The following is a 17350-nucleotide window of genomic DNA, read 5'->3' as shown; positions in this document are numbered from 1 at the left end:
GGTGGATCGCCTGCATGGCGTGAGGGTTCTGTTCACTCCCACCACGAAACCGGGCAGGAGACTGTGCGGAGTGGACGGCACGATTTCTGGGTCGGGGTTCGTAGGGTCGATGCATGACCGTTGTGGACGAAACCCAGGGTGAGCCGAGCGACACGCGTGGCCGGGTGGCCGAACTGCTGGCCCTGCGCGAGCAGGCGCGGCGCGGACCCAGCGAGCGCGCGACCCAGGCGCAGCACGCCAAGGGCAAGCTGACCGCGCGCGAGCGCATCGAGCTGCTGCTGGACCCGGGCTCGTTCAAGGAGGTCGAGCAGCTCCGCCGGCACCGGGCGACCGGGTTCGGCCTGGAGGCCAAGAAGCCGTACACGGACGGTGTCATCACCGGCTGGGGCACGGTCGAGGGCCGCACGGTCTTCGTGTACGCGCACGACTTCCGGATCTTCGGCGGGGCGCTGGGCGAGGCGCACGCCACGAAGATCCACAAGATCATGGACATGGCCATCTCGGCCGGTGCGCCGCTGGTCTCCCTGAACGACGGCGCGGGCGCCCGTATCCAGGAGGGCGTCTCGGCGCTCGCCGGCTACGGCGGCATCTTCCAGCGCAACACCCGCGCCTCCGGCGTCATCCCGCAGATCAGCGTGATGCTCGGCCCGTGCGCGGGCGGCGCGGCCTACAGCCCGGCGCTGACCGACTTCGTCTTCATGGTCCGCGAGACCTCGCAGATGTTCATCACCGGACCGGACGTCGTCAAGGCGGTCACCGGCGAGGAGATCACCCAGAACGGCCTCGGCGGCGCGGACGTGCACGCCGAGACGAGCGGCGTCGCGCACTTCGCGTACGACGACGAGGAGACCTGCATCGCCGAGGTGCGCTACCTCATCGGGATGCTGCCCTCCAACAACCGCGAGAACCCGCCGACCGTGGAGAGCGACGACCCGGCCGACCGGCGCGGCGACGTCCTGCTGGACCTGGTCCCGGCGGACGGCAACCGCCCGTACGACATGCACCAGGTGATCGAGGAGCTCGTCGACGACGGCGACTACCTGGAGATCCACGAGCGCTGGGCCCGCAACATCATCTGCGCGCTGGCCCGTCTGGACGGCCAGGTCGTCGGCATCGTCGCCAACCAGCCGCAGGCGCTGGCCGGCGTGCTGGACATCGAGGCGTCCGAGAAGGCCGCCCGGTTCGTCCAGATGTGCGACGCCTTCAACATCCCGATCATCACCCTTCTGGACGTCCCCGGCTTCCTGCCGGGCGTCGACCAGGAGCACGGTGGGATCATCCGGCACGGCGCCAAGCTGCTGTACGCCTACTGCAACGCCACCGTGCCCCGGATCTCGCTGATCCTGCGGAAGGCATACGGAGGCGCGTACATCGTCATGGACAGCCAGTCCATCGGAGCCGACCTCACCTACGCCTGGCCCACCAACGAGATCGCGGTGATGGGCGCCGAGGGCGCGGCCAACGTCATCTTCCGCCGCCAGATCGCGGACGCCGAGGACCCCGAGGCCATGCGCGCCCGCATGGTCAAGGAGTACAAGGCCGAGCTGATGCACCCCTACTACGCGGCCGAGCGCGGCCTCGTCGACGACGTCATCGACCCCGCCGAGACCCGCGAGGTGCTCATCGCCTCGCTCGCCATGCTCCGCAACAAGCACGCCGACCTGCCGTCCCGCAAGCACGGCAACCCCCCGCAGTAGTCGCCCACCGCGACGGCGCGATCCGCCGCACGGTCCACGACACCCTGCCGAGAAGACGGAGACACCCCACCATGAGCCTGACTTCCGCCGAGTCCGTCCTGCGCGTCGAGAAGGGGCACGCCGCCCCCGAGGAGCTGGCGGCCATCACCGCCGTCCTGATGGCCCGCGCCGCCGCCCAGCCGTCCGCCCCCGACCGCCGGGGCCGCGACACGGCCGGCTGGCGTCGCCTGGAGCGCACGCCGGGCTTCCGCGCGCCGCACAGCTGGCAGGGCTGACCCCAGGCTTCGCCCGCTGGTACGAGAAGGGCCCCGCACTCCTTGAGGAGTGCGGGGCCCTTCCGCGTACGTACAGCAGGCGGCCTCAGCGCAGGCGGGCCATGAGCGCGTGCTCGACCAGCGTGATGAGCGCGCTCTTGGCGTCGGCGCGGTGGCGGGCGTCCGTCGTCAGGATCGGGGTGTCCGGTCCGATCTGGAGTGCCTCGCGGACTTCGTCGGGGGTGTAGGGCTGGTGTCCGTCGAAGCCGTTGAGGGCGATGACGAAGGGGAGTCCGCTGTTCTCGAAGTAGTCGACGGCGGGGAAGCAGTCGGCGAGGCGGCGGGTGTCGACGAGGACGACGGCGCCGATGGCGCCGCGGACCAGGTCGTCCCACATGAACCAGAAGCGGTCCTGGCCCGGCGTACCGAAGAGGTACAGGATCAGGTCCTGGTCCAGGGTGATGCGTCCGAAGTCCATGGCGACGGTGGTCGTCGTCTTGTCCCCGGTGTGGGTCAGATCGTCGATGCCCGCGGACGCGGACGTCATCACGGCTTCGGTGCGCAGCGGGTTGATCTCCGAAACGGCCCCGACGAACGTGGTCTTACCCACGCCGAAGCCCCCTGCCACCACGATCTTCGCCGAGGTAGTGGAGCGGGCCGCTCCGCCGCTAGAGCTTGCGAAGTCCACTGAGCACCCTTTCGAGCAGTGTCACATCTGGCTGGCCGCCGGCGGTCTCGTCGCCGCCGGGCTGATGGATGGCGACGAGTCCGGCCTCGGCCAGGTCGGCGACGAGGATACGGGCAACGCCGAGGGGGATCGAGAGAAGGGCCGAGACCTCGGCCACCGACTTGATCTCGATGCAGAGCCGGCAGATCCGCTGGTGCTCGGGCAACTGCCCTTGCAGCCGGGACGGATCGGCCGTGGTGCTGACCAGCGCCTCGATGGCGAGCTGGTAACGCGGCCGGGTCCGGCCGCCGGTCATGGCGTACGGACGGACCAGCGGGTTGTGCGCGGCGGGCTGGGCGGGCTCGGGAGCCCGCCGCTGCTGCACCGGCTGGACGCGGGGCTGCTGCGGCTGCTGCTGGGGCCACGCAGACCCCGGCTGCTGCTGTTGCGGGGGCCACTGCGAACCCTGATCGCCGTGGGCGCCCTGGTGCGGCTGCTGCTGATATGGCTGATAAGACTGCCCCGGGCCCTGACCGCCGGATGCGGTGGGGAAGCCGAAACGGTTGTCACCGTGCTCACCCGGAACCCTCTGATCACCGTTGTAAGGGTGTCCGCCTGTGGGTGCTGCCACGTTTCCTCCTCCGACTACCGGTCGCCGATCCCAGTGGGGCCGCGCCACCGCACCTTATGGCGCGGTGGCGAGAAACGCACTGTCTTGTCTACTAGTTGAGCAGACTTCCCTGAAGCTCGGCACGGAGGTCCGGGGTGAGGACGCTGCCCGCGCGGTCGACCAGGAGGGCCATTTCGTACCCGACCAGACCGATATCGGCGTCCGGGTGGGCGAGAACGGCGAGCGACGACCCGTCCGAGATGGACATCAGGAAGAGGAATCCCCGCTCCATCTCCACAACGGTCTGGTTCACCGCCCCGCCCTCGAAGATCCGGGAGGCGCCTGCGGTCAGCGACGTCAGACCGGAGGCGACGGCCGCCAGCTGGTCGGCGCGGTCGCGCGGGAATCCCTCGGACATGGCCAGCAGGAGTCCGTCGGCGGAGACCACCACCGTGTGGGACACCCCGGGGGTGTTGTCCACGAAGTTGGTGATCAACCAGTTGAGATTCTGCGCCGCCTGGCTCATCGGGCTCACACTAACGCTCCTGGTTGTAGGTGGTACTGGTGTCCGACCCCGCGCTGCGTCCCCGCTGGATGCCGCGCCGCAGGTTGCTCAACCTGCCGCGGACGTCCTCGGGGGCGCGGGAGACCTGTGGGCCGCCCTGCTGGGTCTGCTCCGCCGTGCCCTCGACCAGGTTGGCCTTGGGCACGCGCCGGGGGAGGCCGGAGGGGGTGATTCCGCCCGCCTTCGGCTCACGGAGCTTCTCGGCCCGCACCCAGCGCTCGTCGTTCGTCGAGCGCCAGTCCTCGGTGCCGTTTCCGTCCGTCTGCGGGGCCTGCCGCTCCTCCCGCTGCGGCTGCCGCTGCGGAACCGGAGTCGCGGCGGGAGTCGAAGCGGACCGGTCGCTGCCGCCGCCCGGCTGCCAGTGCTGCGCACCGCCGCGGCGCGGGAGACCCGCCTCGGTCAGCTCGTGGCCGACGTTCGGGGTGGCGCCCGGACGGTCGAAGCCTACGCTTTCCCGGGTCGGCGCGGGAGCGCTCGGACCAGATTCCGCTTCGGTCTGCTGAACCGGCTCAAAAGCGCTCTGGTAACCGCTCTGAACGGGCCAATCGTCCTGGTGGGACTGGTCGCCGGCGGCTGCGTACTGGTCGGTGTAGGGGCCCTGCTGCTCGCCCGGAGCGGCATATGCCGCTTCCGCATAGCCCTCCTGAGGCTGCGGCTCGGTCCCGTCCGCCTGCTCCTGCCGCTGCGGGTAGCCGTCCTCGGAGCCGTAACTCTGCTGCTCGTACGGGGCGTTGTACGGGGCCTGGGACTGCTGCGCGGAGTCCTGGCCGTACTGGTTCTGGCCGTAGGAGTCCGGCGCGTAACCCTGCTGCCCGCCGCTGTAGCCGTCCTGGCCGCCGCTGTACTGGTCCTGGCCGGCGTGCTGGTCCTGGGCGTACGGCTCCTGCCCGTACTGGTGATCCTGGGAGCCGTCCGGGAACGGGCCGCCGGGGCCGGTCTGGGCCTCCAGCGCCGCCCTGCGCTCCTCGCGCATCAGCGAACGGTTGACCGGGTCGAGCCGGCTCGAGTCCGCCGGGAGCTCGTAGCGCGAGTCGTCGAAGCCGAGCTCCGCCGCCGTGCGCATCTGGCCGTGCTGCGGGGCCGGCTCGAAGGAGTTCTGCTGCTCGGGAATGATCGAGGAGACGGTGAAGTCGTCCTGCCCGCCGACGAAGTCGCCGCTGCCACCGTGGGTGATGGGGTCGGGGAGCATGACCAGCGACGTGGTTCCGGCCTGCTCGCCCGAGGGGCGCAGCTGGACCCGGATGCCGTGCCGGTCCGCCAGCCGGCCGACCACGAACAGGCCCATGCGCTGGGACACCGCGGCGTCCACGGTCGGCGGGTTGGCCAGCTTGTGGTTGATGTCGGCGAAGTCCTCGGCGGTGAGGCCGATGCCCTTGTCGTGGATCTCGACCATGACCCGGCCGTCCGGCAGCCGCGTCGCGGTGACCCTGACCTTGGTCTGCGGCGAGGAGAACGTGGTGGCGTTCTCCAGCAGCTCGGCCAGCAAGTGCACGAGGTCGGTGACGGCCCGGCCGTGGATCTCGGCCTCGGGGACGCCGGACAGCTCGATGCGCTCGTAGGACTCCACCTCGGAGGAGGCGGCGCGCAGCACGTCCACCAGCGGCACCGGCTGGTCCCAGCGGCGGCCGGGCTCCTCGCCCGCGAGGACGAGGAGGTTCTCGCCGTTGCGGCGCATACGCGTGGCCAGGTGGTCCAGCTTGAAGAGGCTCTCCAGCTGGTCCGGGTCGGCCTCGTTGTTCTCCAGGTCGGTGATGAGGGTGAGCTGACCCTCGATGAGCGACTGGTTGCGGCGCGAGAGGTTGGTGAAGATCGCGTTGACGTTGCCCCGCAGCATGGCCTGCTCGGCGGCGAGCCGGACCGCCTCGCGGTGCACCTGGTCGAAGGCGCGGGCGACCTCGCCGATCTCGTCCTGGGTGGTGATCGGGATCGGCTGCACCCGAGTGTCGACCCGGCCGGGGTCGGTACGGGAGAGCTGGTCGACGAGGGAGGGCAGGCGCTGCTCGGCGATGCCGAAGGCGGCGGTACGCAGCTGGCGCATCGAGCGGCTCATCTGGCGGGCCATGAGCCCGGCCAGGATGAAGGCGGCCAGCAGGGCGATGACGACGGCCAGACCGTTGACGATCGCGTCCCGCTTGGCGTCGGAGGAGATCTTCGCGGCCTCGTTCACCGCCTTGGTGACGAGCTCGTCCTCGATCGTGGCGTAACCCTCGAACTTGGCGGTGGCGGCGGCCATCCAGGTCTCGGGCGTGATGCCCTTGGCCGCCAGCGCCTTCGGCTCCTGGCCCTGGCCGATCTGCTGGGCCATGCCGTCGAACACCGAACCGTCGATGCTCGGCGGCGCCACGAACGGCTTGCCCGCGGCCTCCGCCCGCTCCTTGGCGGCCTTGATCTGCCGGGCGCCCTCGGCGGCCTTGCCGGCCATGACCTGCTTGAGCCGGTCCACGTCCGCCTGGGTGCCGCCCGAGTTGAACTCGCCGAGCGCGATCTGCTCCATGTAGTTGTACGAGCCGAACGCCTTCAGCTGGTCGCTGTACTTGCCGGGATCCTTGCTCGGGCGCACCAGCAGGTGCATGCCGATGGAGCGCTGAAGCGATTCTGCAGCCTTGGCCAGCTCGATCGCGTAGACGGTGCGGCCGTAGCTGGTGATGTTGCCGGTGCCGAGTCCGAGCTCGTTGGAGAACTCCATCAGCGAGTGCTGGACCTGGGTGTAGCCCTCTTCGGTCTTCACCGGGTCCAGGGCCTGGGAGTAGGCCATCTTGCGGAGCTCGGGGAGCTTGGGCTCCTCGCCCTTGAAGAGCTTCAGACGCCGTTCCAGGCCCGGCTTCGCGGGCATGTTCGCCACGGCGGCCTCGAACTGCGTCCGCGCCTCGTCGGTGGAGGCCCGGGTCTGCTCGATGACGGCGGCGTCCCGGTCGCCCGAGAGCAGCGGCTGTGCGGTGCGGTCCCGCTCGTCGAGGAGCGCCTGACCGTAGTCCGAGGCCGCCCGCACGACGCGCGCGATCTTCTCGGCCTCCTGCGCCTCGCCCCAGGTGTCGATGGAGCCCTTCACCTGGAAGCCGCCCATGACCAGGCCGACCACGACGGGGATCAGCAGGATCGCGTTCAGCCGGGTGGCCACGCGCCAGTTGCGCGGGGAGAACCGGCTCGTGCTGCCACCGGCCGGCTCCGGTTCGGGCGCCTGCGCAGGCGACACCGCGGCGCGCGACGGCGGGGTGAAGTTGCCCCGCTCGGGCTGCGCCGCGGAGCTCTCGTTGCTTCGCCTCACTCGACCAACAACCTCTCGGCGTCGGCACCTACGTTGTGCCGGATTATTCGTTCAGGGCCGTACTACTCGGGAGTTCGTCGAATTGCAGCACGGGGACGCGTCCCGTTCCAAACACTCGGAATTGATCATTCCAAGTGGCCCACGCCTCAGATAAAACGGGCATAAAGAGCGAGCCCCGTCAAAAGGCGGGGCTCATGTGAGCGCAGTGGCACCAGATGGATGCATCGGGTGGCGGTGCCGGGGCAATTCTCTGTCGAAACGTTATGAACACGGGGGCGGATCGTGTCAAACGACACAGGCCGCCCCCGCGCGAGTACTGCAACTTCCGTATGCCGAAAACGACTTACGACTACGGGCGAGGACTACTTCAGGCGGGCCATCAGTGCGTGCTCGACCAGCGTGATCAGGCCGCTCTTGGCATCCGCACGATGCCGGGCGTCCGTCGTGATGATGGGCGCGTCCGGTCCGATCTGGAGTGCCTCGCGGACTTCGTCGGGGGTGTAGGGCTGGTGTCCGTCGAAGCCGTTGAGGGCGATGACGAAGGGGAGTCCGCTGTTCTCGAAGTAGTCGACGGCGGGGAAGCAGTCGGCGAGGCGGCGGGTGTCGACGAGGACGACGGCGCCGATGGCGCCGCGGACCAGGTCGTCCCACATGAACCAGAAGCGGTCCTGACCGGGCGTACCGAAGAGGTACAGGATCAGGTCCTGGTCGAGCGTGATGCGTCCGAAGTCCATGGCGACGGTGGTCGTCGTCTTGTCCCCGGTGTGGGTCAGATCGTCGATGCCCGCGGACGCGGACGTCATGACGGCCTCGGTGCGCAGCGGGTTGATCTCCGAAACGGCCCCGACGAACGTGGTCTTGCCCACGCCGAAACCGCCCGCCACCACGATCTTCGCCGAGGTGGTGGCGCGGCCCGTACCGCCGCTAGAGCTTGCGAAGTCCACTGAGCACCCTTTCGAGCAGTGTCACATCCGGCGCGCCGCCGGCCTCTCCATTGCCCGGCTGGTGGATGGCCACCATGCCGGCTTCCGCCAGGTCCGCCACGAGGATGCGGGCGACGCCGAGCGGCATCGACAGCAGTGCGGAGACCTCCGCCACCGACTTGACCTCACGGCACAGGTGGCAGATCCGCTGATGCTCGGGAAGCAGTGTTCCCAGATGCGCCGGGTCTGCTGTCGTGCTGACCAGTGCCTCTATCGCGAGCTGGTAGCGCGGCCGGGTCCGGCCGCCGGTCATGGCGTAAGGACGAACCAGCGGCTGGTCGCCTCCCTCGTCGTACGACGCGTGGTGCAGTGCGCCGTACGGATCGGGTGAGGCGGGTGGCGGGGTCATGAATCCTCCGGGCGTGACAGCAGGGTCTCGGCTTGCCGTCTGCAAGGGGCCGGTGGGGGGACTAAGGCGGCCTGACGGGTGAGGGTTGTGGGCATTACCTGAGGGGATCGTGTCGTGAATCCACTGGGCGGCCGCCTAGTGAAGCAGACTGCCCTGGAGCTCGGCGCGCAGGTCGGGCGTGAGGACGGTGCCCGCGCGGTCGACCAGGAGGGCCATTTCGTAGCCGACCAGACCGATGTCGGCGTCCGGGTGGGCGAGGACGGCCAGTGAGGATCCGTCGGAGATGGACATCAGGAAGAGGAATCCGCGCTCCATCTCCACAACGGTCTGGCTGACGGCGCCGCCCTCGAAGATCCGGGAGGCGCCTGCGGTCAGCGACGTCAGACCGGAGGCGACGGCCGCCAGCTGGTCGGCGCGGTCGCGCGGGAATCCCTCGGACATCGCCAGCAGCAGGCCATCGGCGGAGACCACCACCGTGTGGGACACCCCTGGGGTGTTGTCCACGAAGTTGGTGATCAACCAGTTCAGATTCTGTGCGGCCTGACTCATGGGGCTCAACTAACGCTCCTGCTGGTGAGTGGGGCCGAGATGGATGCTGCCGGTCGACTGGCCGTTGTTGGCCTGCCGACCCTGCTGGATGCCCCGGCGGAGATTGGTCAGACGACCGCGTACGTCATCGGGCGCACGCGAAACCTGAGGTCCGGACTGGTGATTCTGCTGCTGAGCGGTCCCCGGCACCAAATTGGCGCGGGGAACGCGGCGGGGCAGCCCGGAGGTGGTGACCCCGCCGGCGGCCGGCTTCTTGACCCGCTCGGCCTGTCGTACGAGCTCGTCGTTGGGCGAGGCCCGCCAGGAGCTGGTGACCGAGGTGTCGGCCGCACCACGCTGGGGCGCGGGCGGAACGGGTACGCCGGTGGGCTCGGGAGCGGCCGGCGCCTGCGGCTCGGCGCCCTGCTGGCCGCCCTGGCCGGGTCCGTGGAACCAGTTGGTCTCCAGGGTGTCGTACAGCGGCGTACGCCCGTCCCCGGGACCGGCCGGCGGCAGGGCCTCCGGCTGGTGGGGCTGCTGGGGCAGCGCGGGGCGGCGCGGGGCCTCGCCCGCCGGGGACGCCGAGGGGCGCGGGGCGCCGAACTCGTTGCCGTCCCGGCCGCGCTGACGCGGTGCGGGCAGCTGCTGGCCCTGGTTCGGCTGGACCGGCGCACCGAAGTCGGGCCGCGCGAACTGCGCGGTGCTCGCCGGGTCCTGGGGCTGCGGGGTCTGGTACTGGCCGTACTGCTGGCCCTGGGGGGCCTGCGGCGCGGAGAAGTCCGGCCGGGCGAACTCGGAGGTCGCTCCGGGGTCCTGGCGGCCGGTCTGCGGCCGCTGGTTCGGCGGGGCGTTGAACGCCTGGTCCTGGCCGGGGCCCGAGGGCCGGGGGAACTGCCCGGTCGCGTCGTGCTCCTCGTGACCGCGCGGCGCGTCCGCACCCCAGCTGGTGGCCTGCGGGCGCTGTGCCTGCGGGCCGCCCCCGGGCAGCTCGGGACGCGGACCGCCGGTCGGCGGCAGCTGACGGCCGGGGCCGCCGGGCTGCTGGTAACCGCCCTGGCCGCCGGGGCCGTTCTGCTCGTGCCGGGCCTGCTGGGGCTGCGGAGCACCGGGGCCCTGCTGGTTCTGCGGCCGGGGCTGCTGATTCTGCTGGGCCTGCTGGTTCTGCTGGAACTGCTGGTTCTGCGGGGCGAACGGGCCCGGACGGCCGTTCTGCCCGGGGGAGGCCGGAGCGCCGTGCCCGAACAGGTTGGGCTGACCCGGCTCCGTACGGCCGGGGGCATCGCCCTGACCGCCGCGCGCGCCGAGCCGGGCGCCGTTGCCGAACGCGCCGGAGAGGCCGCCGCCCTGGCGCTGCGGCTCCTGGCCGGGGAAGGGCTGGCCGCCCTGGTTCGGGCCGCCCGGGTTCTGCGGGCCGTTGTTCTGGGGCCCGTTGTTCTGCTGGCCCTGCGGGCGGCCGGGGCCGTTGTCCCGCGCGGGGAGGGCGGCACGCGGACCGGAGCCCGCGCCGACCTGGCCGCGCTGGCCGCCGGGGGCGGAGCCGAGGCTCTTGGCGCCCGGACCGCCGGCGAGGCCCGCGCGCTGGCCGCCCGCGGCTCCGTTGCCGTTGCCCGCGAGCAGGCCGCCGGGCTGCTGGCCGGGGCCCTGCTTGGACGGGGGCTGCTTGCCGCCGTGGGCGACGTCGACGGGGAGCATGACCAGCGCGGTCGTGCCGCCGGAGTCGGAGGGGCGCAGCTGGATGCGGATGCCGTGACGCAGCGACAGCCGGCCGACCACGAACAGGCCCATGCGGCGGGAGACCGAGACGTCCACGGTGGGCGGCTGCGCGAGCCGCTCGTTGATCGCCGCGAGGTCCTCGGGGGAGAGGCCGATGCCGGTGTCGTGGATCTCGACCAGCACCCGGCCGTCGGGCAGCGCGTGACCGGTGACCCGGACCTTCGTCTGCGGCGAGGAGAACGACGTGGCGTTCTCCAGCAGCTCGGCGAGCAGGTGCACGAGGTCGTTGACGACGCGGCCCGCGACCTCGGTGGCGGGCACGGCGGACAGCTCGATGCGCTCGTACTGCTCCACCTCGGACGCGGCGGCACGGAGCACGTCGACCAGCGGGACGGGGCGGGTCCACCGGCGGCCGGGCTCCTCGCCCGCGAGGACGAGGAGGTTCTCGCCGTTACGGCGCATACGGGTCGCGAGGTGGTCGAGCTTGAAGAGCGAGGAGAGCTGGTCCGGGTCGGCCTCGCGCGACTCCAGCTCGGAGATGAGCGAGAGCTGGCGCTGGATGAGGCCCTGCGAACGCCGCGAGAGGTTGGTGAACATCGCGTTGACGTTGCCCCGCAGGAGGGCCTGCTCGGCGGCGAGGCGGACGGCCTCGCGGTGCACGTCGTCGAAGGCCGCGGCCACCTGGCCGATCTCGTCCCGGGAGTGCACGCCGACCGACTCGACGGAGGTGTCGACGTCCTGCGGGTCGGTCTCGGAGAGCTGCTTGACGAGCTCGGGCAGCCGGTCCTGGGCGACCCGGGTGGCGGTGTCCTGGAGGCGGCGCAGCGAGCGGATCATGGAGCGGGCCACCACGAACGCGCCGACCAGCGAGACCCCGAGCACGATGAGGATGACCGCACCGTTGACGATCGCCTCGCGCTGGGACGCCTCGCGCAGCTCGCGCGCCTTGGCCTCCATGTCGCTGAGGAGGGTGGTCTCGATGGTCTTCATCGCGTCGATCTTGGTGGAGCTCTGGTCGTACCAGTCCATGTACGAGCGGACCCGCGCCCCCTCGATCCCGTTCGGGGTGTCGAGGATCTGCTTGGCGTACATGTTCGCCGCGTTGATCTCGGGGTTGTTGCCGTTGTCCAGCGGAGCCATCAGGTCCACCGCGCTCTGCCCGGTCGACCCGTAGATCGCCTTGAACGAGCTGACGGCCCGCGTCTCCTTGTCGAGCGCGTTGGAGCCGAACTGCTTGTCGTTCTCGTTGAGGTGCGGTTCCTTGACCGAGCCGCCGGGCAGCGCGGCCGCGATGATCGCCCGCTGGACCGAGGCGTACTCCTTGGCGGAGGAGAACGCCGCCAGGGCCCGGGTCCGCTTGATCATCTCGGGGTTGCTGGTCGCCTGGGCCATGTCCTGGGACAGGCTGAGCAGCGAGGTGATCAGCTGGCTGTACTGGTCGATGGTGTTGAGGCTCGGCGCGCCGTCCTCGTACGCCGACTTGCGGATCGACCGGATGTCGCCGAGCTGGGAGGCGATCTGGGCGACGCTCGCGTGGATGCTCTCCAGCGCGTCGTCGTTCTCGAAGTCGCCGATCTCGTTGGTCGCGTCGAGGAACGTGTCCTTGGCCCGGTCGGTCTTCTCGCGGGGCTGGGAGACCTTGTAGTCGGTCGCCTTGGCCTTGTTGGACAGCGGACCGGCGGACTGGTCGCGCTCCACCTGGAGAGCCTGGGCGAGCGAGGTCGCCTGCTTGGTCATCTTGGTCAGCAGCTGCATGTGCTCCAGCTGCTGCATGTCGGTCATGGACTCGTTGATCCTCAGACCGCCCAGGGTGGTCGCGGCGACCACGGGCAGGGCGAGGAGCGAGATCAGTCGCGTACTGATGCGCCAGTTACGGAGTGCTATTCGCGAGCCCGTGTCGACCGGGCCGCGGGACTCTCCGGACGTGTTCTGCCCGTCACCGCCACTCGTCGTGGAGCCCGGGCGCTGCGCGCGGTCGCCGTTGTCGCCGGCAGCGGCCGGCCCGGGGTTCTGGGCGTGCTGGGGCGAGGAACCGCGGTCGGTCCCGCCGCGCGGCTCCTGTTCCGCCGGAGCGCTGCCATCCCTCTTGAAACGTCCCTGCACTAGCGTCGCAACCTCTGGACCAGGCGTTCCGTCCGCGCGTAGACGGACAAGAACGGTGTCGGCGTCGTGGGGCGCTGGACGCGCCCCATGGTGGTCGTTGAGTGACCGGCGTACTTCTTTCCCCCTCCCGCCGCCGCTCGGCGCTGCGTCGCGCCTCCGGTGCGCCGGTCAGAAACCCGCGGCGGTGCGTGGAATTCCAGCACAGTGCAGGATCTCCAACAAGGGCCGTGTACCGGGCTGTGACCTGGGTGACACGTTGTGATGAATGAGTAACGAGACGTGCAGCGTGATCGTGTGTAAAGCGGACCATTCGGGAGGAGTCGCTTAGGGGTGGGGGGTGTCCCAGTAGCGATGATCAGGAGCGGAATAGTGGATTCAGTGGGGTAATGTCCGTTTCTCGCACCATGATCACCTGCCCGGAATAGGTCAATTGTCGATTAACTCGTGAGCAAACTCACATGATGATCGCCGTCTCATCCGGACTGCGGCAGGGAATCGGATGTTTAGCCTGACGCTTTACAGGGATGGCGAATCCGACAAGCCGGCGCCGCCGAGGCGACGCCCGAACCGACAGGGTCCTGACGGCAGATGAAGACCACGACGATGTTCCGCAACATTGCCAACCCCCGGCGCACCACGCTCGCGCACCTCGAGGACGCCCAGGCGCTGCGCACGCCGGAGCGGCCGGAGCACGCCGCCGAACTGCCCACCGTCACGGCCAACCCGCGCCGCACCATCCTCATGGAAGCCCCGGTCGCGGCGGCCCAGTAGCCACCGCCGGGATACGCGAGCTGTGCCCCTCCCGCGGCGTTAGCCTGGAGCGTCAGTCTTCAGTCAGCCAGCAAGTGAGGGGCGACAGCATCCCGTGCGCATCGCCAGGTTCTCCATCGACGGCAATGTCGCCTTCGGCGCCGTCGAGGGGCAGGGCACCGTGGAATCCGGTGACCTCGTCCTCGACATCATCAAGGGCATTCCGTACGCCGACTTCGAGCTCTCCGGCACCAAGGTCCCGCTGAACAAGGTCCGGCTGCTGCCCCCCGTGCTCCCCAACAAGGTCGTGGCCATCGGCCGCAACTACGCGGAGCACGCCGCCGAACTCGGCCACGAGGTCCCCGACGCGCCCATCACCTTCTTCAAGCCCACCACCTCGGTGATCGGCTCCGGCGACGCGATCGAGTACCCCTCCTTCTCCAACGACCTGCACCACGAGGCCGAGCTCGCCGTCGTGATCGGCCGCATGTGCCGCGAGGTCCCCCGCGAGCGGGTCAAGGACGTCATCCTCGGCTACACCTGCGCCAACGACGTCACCGCCCGCGACGTGCAGCAGCGCGAGAAGCAGTGGGCCCGCGCCAAGGGCTTCGACACCTCCTGCCCGCTGGGCCCCTGGGTGGAGACCGACGTGGACCCCCACGACCTCACCATCCAGGCGACGGTCAACGGCGAGCAGCGGCAGCTCGGCCGCACGAGCGACATGGTCCGCTCCGTCGAGGACCTGATCGTCCACATCACGGAGGCCATGACGCTGCTCCCGGGCGACGTGATCCTCACGGGCACCCCCGCAGGGGTCGGCCCCCTGCACGTCGGCGACGAGGTCGCCGTCACCATCGAAGGCATCGGCACTCTCACCAACAAGGTGATCAAGCGTGGTTAACGCACCAGCGGCTCCGGTCCGCGTCCGTTTCTGTCCCTCCCCGACCGGCAACCCCCACGTGGGCCTGGTCCGGACGGCCCTGTTCAACTGGGCCTTCGCCCGGCACCACCAGGGCGCCCTGGTCTTCCGGATCGAGGACACCGACGCCGCGCGCGACTCCGAGGACTCCTACCGCCAGCTGCTCGACTCGATGCGCTGGCTGGGCCTGGACTGGGACGAAGGCCCCGAGATCGGCGGCCCGCACGCCCCCTACCGCCAGTCGCAGCGGATGGACCTGTACAAGGACGTCGCCGAGAAGCTGCTCGCCGCCGGGTACGCCTACCCCTGCTACTGCACCACCGAGGAGCTGGACGCCCGCCGCGACGCCGCCCGCGCCGCCGGCAAGCCCTCCGGCTACGACGGCCACTGCCGCGACCTCACCGCCGAGCAGAAGGCGGCGTACGAGGCCGAGGGCCGCAGCTCGATCGTCCGCTTCCGGATGCCCGACGAGTCGATCACCTTCACCGACCTGGTCCGCGGAGACATCACCGTCCAGCCGGAGAACGTCCCGGACTACGGCATCGTCCGCGCCAACGGGGCCCCGCTCTACACCCTGGTCAACCCGGTCGACGACGCGCTGATGGAGATCACCCACGTCCTGCGCGGCGAGGACCTGCTCTCCTCCACCCCGCGCCAGATCGCCCTGTACCGGGCGCTCATCGAGCTGGGCATCGCCAAGGAGACCCCCGCCTTCGGCCACCTGCCGTACGTCATGGGCGAGGGCAACAAGAAGCTCTCCAAGCGCGACCCGCAGGCTTCCCTCAACCTCTACCGGGAGCGCGGCTTCCTCCCCGAGGGCCTGCTCAACTACCTCTCGCTGCTCGGCTGGTCGATCGCCGAGGACCGCGACATCTTCTCGGTGGACGAGCTGATCGCGGCCTTCGACATCAAGGACGTCAACGCCAACCCGGCCCGCTTCGACCTCAAGAAGTGCGAGCACATCAACGCCGAGCACATCCGCATGCTCGACGTGAAGGCGTTCGCCGAGGCGTGCGGCCCCTGGCTGAAGGCCCCGTTCGCGCCCTGGGCCCCGGAGGCGTTCGACGCCGAGAAGTGGACGCGGATCGCCCCGTACGCCCAGACCCGGGTCACGGTGCTCTCCGACATCACCGACAACGTCGACTTCCTGTTCCTCGACGAGCCGGTGGAGGACGAGGCGTCCTGGGCCAAGGCGATGAAGGGCGACCCTGCCCCCCTCCTGACCACGGCCCGCGCCAACCTGGAGGCGGCGGACTGGAGCGACCCGGAGTCCCTGAAGAACGCCGTCCTCACCGCCGGCGAGGCGCACGGCCTCAAGCTCGGCAAGGCCCAGGCCCCGGTCCGGGTCGCCGTGACCGGCCGCACGGTCGGCCTGCCGCTCTTCGAGTCCCTGGAGATCCTGGGCCGGGAGAAGAGCCTGGCCCGCGTGGACGCCGCGCTGGCGAAGCTGGCCGCGTAAGCGCCGAAGCACCCCCGAGGAGGGCCGCGGCCGACCGGCTTGCGGCCCTCCTCGGCTGTTTCGCCTCCCATGGCAGCCCGCGGGCGGCTACCGTGACGTCCATGCCGATCCGAGCCGTGCTCTGGGACATCGACGACACGATCTTCGACTACGCGGGCGCCGACCGCACCGGTATGCGGCAGCACCTGGAGGGCGAAGGGCTCCCCGATACGTACGCGACCGTCGACGAGGCCCTCGACGCCTGGACGGCGATCACCGTCCGGCACTGGGCGCGCGTCGCCGCCGGGGAGACGGACTTCCTCGGGCAGCGCCGGGACCGGGTGCGGGAGTTCCTGTCGCGGGCCATGGAGGACGCCGAGGCCGACGCCTGGTTCGCCGGTCATCTGACGCATTACGAGGCCGCCTGGACGCTCTTCCCGGACGTCCTGCCGGTCCTCGACCGGCTGGCGGCCGACTACCGGCACGCGATCCTCTCCAACTCCAGCACCGACCACCAGCACCGCAAGCTCACCACGCTCGGCATCCGGGACCGCTTCGAGGCGATGGTCTGCGCCGTCGAGCTGGGCGTCTCCAAACCGGAGGCCGGCGCCTTCCACGCGGCCTGCGAGGCGCTCGCGCTGGAGCCGCACGAGGTGGCGTACGTGGGGGACGAGCCGGACATCGACGCGAGCGGGGCCGTGGCCGCCGGGCTGACCGGGATCTGGCTCGACCGGCGGGGCAGGGCCGGGCGCTCCGATCTCGTGACGATCACCGGTCTCGACCAGCTTCCCGGTGTGCTGGCGGGCCATACCCGTTTTGGAGCGCCGGACACCTTCGGGTAATGTTCTTTCTGCGCCGCCCGAGCGGGCCGAAAGATCCGGCCGGGAAGCGCGGACAGAAGTGAAACTCCCTCCAGGGGTTGCATTTCAGTGGGCTATGGTGTAATTGGCAACACTACGGTTTCTGGTACCGTCATTCTAGGTTCGAGTCCTGGTAGCCCAGCGCAAGACCAAGCAGTACGAGCAAGACCAGCAGGACAAGCCCCCGTTGTGTAGCGGCCTAGCACGCTGCCCTCTCACGGCAGTAGCGCCGGTTCGAATCCGGTCGGGGGTACAGATCCTTCCCGCGAGAACACCTGGGTCGCACCCACGTTCTCGATGCAGGATCGCTAGGGCCCCCGTTGTGTAGCGGCCTAGCACGCTGCCCTCTCACGGCAGTAGCGCCGGTTCGAATCCGGTCGGGGGTACTTGTCACACCATGGGCTATGGTGTAATTGGCAACACTACGGTTTCTGGTACCGTCATTCTAGGTTCGAGTCCTGGTAGCCCAGCGCAAGTCAGCAGTAACCACGCCCCCGTTGTGTAGCGGCCTAGCACGCTGCCCTCTCACGGCAGTAGCGCCGGTTCGAATCCGGTCGGGGGTACAACAGAGCGGCACGACAAGGCCCTTCACTTCGGTGGAGGGCCTTGTCGCTTGTCCGGGCCAGGGCTTCCCGGGCCAAGTGGCCCG

Annotated in this window: 14 protein-coding genes and 5 tRNA genes; 11 read left to right on the top strand and 8 right to left on the bottom strand. The window is 70.0% G+C overall.

Features of this window, described 5'->3' with window-relative positions:
* Positions 1-113: 113 nt before the first annotated feature.
* Complete coding sequence (locus ACLJPL_RS11585) at positions 114-1697, top strand: acyl-CoA carboxylase subunit beta (protein WP_411080677.1); 1584 nt, start codon at positions 114-116, stop codon at positions 1695-1697.
* A 71-nt stretch (positions 1698-1768) separates the two neighbouring features.
* A complete protein-coding gene (locus ACLJPL_RS11580; RefSeq protein ID WP_411080676.1) occupies positions 1769-1972 on the top strand; it encodes an acyl-CoA carboxylase subunit epsilon in 204 nt (67 codons plus the stop codon).
* Positions 1973-2057: 85 nt separating this feature from the next.
* Here ACLJPL_RS11580 and ACLJPL_RS11575 read toward each other — a convergent pair whose 3' ends face one another.
* From ACLJPL_RS11575 to ACLJPL_RS11540, 8 genes are all read right to left on the bottom strand, one after another.
* Entirely contained in the window at positions 2058-2639 is a 582-nt protein-coding gene (locus tag ACLJPL_RS11575; RefSeq protein WP_014048542.1) for a GTP-binding protein, read from the bottom strand.
* Complete coding sequence (locus tag ACLJPL_RS11570) at positions 2620-3249, bottom strand: DUF742 domain-containing protein (RefSeq protein WP_411080675.1); 630 nt, start codon at positions 3247-3249, stop codon at positions 2620-2622. The genes ACLJPL_RS11575 and ACLJPL_RS11570 overlap by 20 nt, the downstream gene beginning before the upstream one ends.
* Positions 3250-3340: 91 nt before the next feature.
* A complete protein-coding gene (locus ACLJPL_RS11565; RefSeq protein WP_030125847.1) occupies positions 3341-3754 on the bottom strand; it encodes a roadblock/LC7 domain-containing protein in 414 nt (137 codons plus the stop codon).
* Between the two features lie 10 nt (positions 3755-3764).
* Complete coding sequence (locus ACLJPL_RS11560) at positions 3765-7058, bottom strand: nitrate- and nitrite sensing domain-containing protein (protein WP_411080674.1); 3294 nt, start codon at positions 7056-7058, stop codon at positions 3765-3767.
* Positions 7059-7420: 362 nt separating this feature from the next.
* Positions 7421-8002, bottom strand: coding sequence for a GTP-binding protein (locus ACLJPL_RS11555; RefSeq protein ID WP_003966011.1), 582 nt, complete (start codon positions 8000-8002; stop codon positions 7421-7423).
* Positions 7983-8390, bottom strand: coding sequence for a DUF742 domain-containing protein (locus ACLJPL_RS11550; RefSeq protein ID WP_015611637.1), 408 nt, complete (start codon positions 8388-8390; stop codon positions 7983-7985). The genes ACLJPL_RS11555 and ACLJPL_RS11550 overlap by 20 nt, the downstream gene beginning before the upstream one ends.
* 135 nt (positions 8391-8525) lie before the next feature.
* Positions 8526-8939 carry a roadblock/LC7 domain-containing protein gene (locus ACLJPL_RS11545; RefSeq protein ID WP_006127850.1) on the bottom strand — a complete coding sequence of 138 codons (414 nt, stop codon included), beginning with the start codon at positions 8937-8939 and terminating at the stop codon, positions 8526-8528.
* Positions 8940-8948: 9 nt separating this feature from the next.
* Complete coding sequence (locus ACLJPL_RS11540; RefSeq protein WP_411080673.1) at positions 8949-12734, bottom strand: nitrate- and nitrite sensing domain-containing protein; 3786 nt, start codon at positions 12732-12734, stop codon at positions 8949-8951.
* Positions 12735-13322: 588 nt separating this feature from the next.
* Here ACLJPL_RS11540 and ACLJPL_RS11535 point away from each other — a divergent pair.
* The 9 genes from ACLJPL_RS11535 to ACLJPL_RS11495 all read left to right on the top strand — a co-directional run bounded on the left by ACLJPL_RS11535 (position 13323) and on the right by ACLJPL_RS11495 (position 17264).
* Entirely contained in the window at positions 13323-13505 is a 183-nt protein-coding gene (locus ACLJPL_RS11535) for a hypothetical protein (protein ID WP_411080672.1), read from the top strand.
* Between the two features lie 94 nt (positions 13506-13599).
* Complete coding sequence (locus ACLJPL_RS11530; protein ID WP_097910920.1) at positions 13600-14385, top strand: fumarylacetoacetate hydrolase family protein; 786 nt, start codon at positions 13600-13602, stop codon at positions 14383-14385.
* On the top strand, positions 14378-15862 hold the full coding sequence (gene gltX, locus ACLJPL_RS11525; RefSeq protein ID WP_411080671.1) for a glutamate--tRNA ligase: 1485 nt from the start codon (positions 14378-14380) through the stop codon (positions 15860-15862). Before ACLJPL_RS11530 ends, gltX begins: the two co-directional genes overlap by 8 nt.
* Positions 15863-15963: 101 nt before the next feature.
* Positions 15964-16683: an HAD family hydrolase gene (locus tag ACLJPL_RS11520; protein WP_411080670.1), complete on the top strand. Its 720-nt coding sequence runs from the start codon at positions 15964-15966 to the stop codon at positions 16681-16683.
* Between the two features lie 88 nt (positions 16684-16771).
* Positions 16772-16843 (top strand) — tRNA-Gln (locus tag ACLJPL_RS11515).
* Between the two features lie 38 nt (positions 16844-16881).
* Positions 16882-16954 (top strand) — tRNA-Glu (locus ACLJPL_RS11510).
* 60 nt (positions 16955-17014) lie between these two features.
* Positions 17015-17087 (top strand) — tRNA-Glu (locus tag ACLJPL_RS11505).
* Positions 17088-17099: 12 nt separating this feature from the next.
* Positions 17100-17171, top strand: a tRNA-Gln gene (locus tag ACLJPL_RS11500).
* 20 nt (positions 17172-17191) lie between these two features.
* Positions 17192-17264 (top strand) — tRNA-Glu (locus ACLJPL_RS11495).
* Positions 17265-17350: the final 86 nt, after the last annotated feature.

It is taken from the genome of Streptomyces sp. cmx-18-6 (assembly GCF_046548915.1).
In the GTDB taxonomy this organism is placed as follows: domain Bacteria; phylum Actinomycetota; class Actinomycetes; order Streptomycetales; family Streptomycetaceae; genus Streptomyces.
This window is presented reverse-complemented; position numbering and strand designations above follow the sequence as displayed.